This is a genomic window from Mesorhizobium sp. M7A.F.Ca.CA.004.06.1.1, assembly GCF_003999135.1.
In the GTDB taxonomy this organism is placed as follows: domain Bacteria; phylum Pseudomonadota; class Alphaproteobacteria; order Rhizobiales; family Rhizobiaceae; genus Mesorhizobium.
Window position 1 is genome coordinate 1 of record NZ_RZPQ01001095.1, and the last position, 1,393, is coordinate 1,393.

A 1,393-nucleotide genomic window follows, 5' to 3' on the forward strand; every position below is an offset into this window, starting at 1 on the left:
CTCGAAAGCGGGATTGAGTGATTTTGTTCAACTCGTCAGGATGGGTCGGCTGCGTACCTAATTTTTGGAATCGACCAGCTTGCGGGTCTCTTCGAACTGCGCGCCCTTCGGGTTACCGACTTCGAATTTCCGGTATTCGTCGGAAGCATCCTCGGGAGATCGCTTGAAACTGTACCATTCCCCATCCGGATCCTCGCGTTTCTCGATGTTCCCGCCCTGAATCCGGTGGCTGTAGCAGGTGCGTTTTTGCTTGCCGGTGTAGCCCTTCGACCGCCAGGCGAGTTCCATGCACATCTTACCGTTGCTGGTGACCAGCCATCTGCCCGCCGCGAAAGATGCCGTGTCCGGCCCGGACGTCCAGGCCTCGAGGCGTCGATTGCCCTGTGCGAAATAGGCTGCTCCGTTTTTCCACACCCATGTGCGATCGGCGTAAAGAAGCGACAGCTCGTAGGCAGTCGGAACGGTGGCGACAACCGCTTGCGCCGGTCCGCTGTCTTTGGCGGCAGCCGCGTGCGCTGTTCCCGAAAGCGCCGTCTGGCCGCAGAGAGCCAGGAGAAACATAAGCTGCGTGCAACTTGCGAACCGACGGGGTCTGTGTTGCCGACGGTCGACGCAAAGCGGCGGCAATCTGGTCAGATCTGTCGGTACAATTGGCGTGCGCATGCCTGTTTGGCCCAAGGTAGCACTATCAGCGCTCTGACAGCCTAGGAAACTATTTAACAGTCGCGAGAACGGTGATGTCAACCTTCGCCAAGCGGATAAACAACAACTATTCGAGACACACGCAGCCGCAATCGTCAAAATTAAGAATTGCGTCGTATATTCCTCCACCTCCGACAATCGCGCTCAAAAGCAACATCCGCAGACGTTAGGGAGGACGCGGTTTCAAATGACGGACGACCCGGAGTTGAATCAGGCCGAAGGTCAGCAATACCTGCAGTCAAGCGACCGGGAGATGGCTGCTAGCAGCACCCTGAGCCCCAACATGGCGATATTGCTGGGCATCCTGTTCATTGCGGTCGTGTTCAGGTTCCACAACATCACCTTGCCACTCGTCGATGCCTTCAGCTGGCGCGAGGTAAGCACGGCAATGATGGCCGACAATTTCCAGCAGCGCAGCTGGAACATCTTCTTTCCGGAGGTCAGCTGGACCGGACCCGGGCCAAGTTATCAGGGCCGCGAGTTCCAGATCGTCAGCTATCTGACCGCCCTGCTCTATCAACTCTTCGGCTGGCACGACTGGTTCGGCCGCATGGTAGCGGCCTTCTTCGGTCTGGTGACGGTGTTTTCGCTGCACAGGCTAACGGCGTTATGCTGGGACGAGACCCACGCTCACGCCGCGGCGCTTGCCTACGCGCTGATGCCGGCGGCGACCATGATCGACAGCTCGTTT

The 1,393-nt window shown here is 58.2% G+C and carries 2 protein-coding genes; one reads left to right on the plus strand and one right to left on the minus strand.

Going from position 1 to position 1,393, the window contains the following annotated elements; genetic code table 11:
• Nucleotides 1–57: 57 nt before the first annotated feature.
• Nucleotides 58–561 (minus strand): DUF995 domain-containing protein, encoded by a 504-nt coding sequence (locus EN906_RS34145; protein WP_127270645.1) that lies wholly within the window; start codon nt 559–561, stop codon nt 58–60.
• Nucleotides 562–889: 328 nt separating this feature from the next.
• Between EN906_RS34145 and EN906_RS34150 the strand changes: the two genes are divergently transcribed.
• On the plus strand, nt 890–1,393 hold a 504-nt coding region (locus EN906_RS34150; protein ID WP_206529256.1), incomplete at its 3' end, for a glycosyltransferase family 39 protein.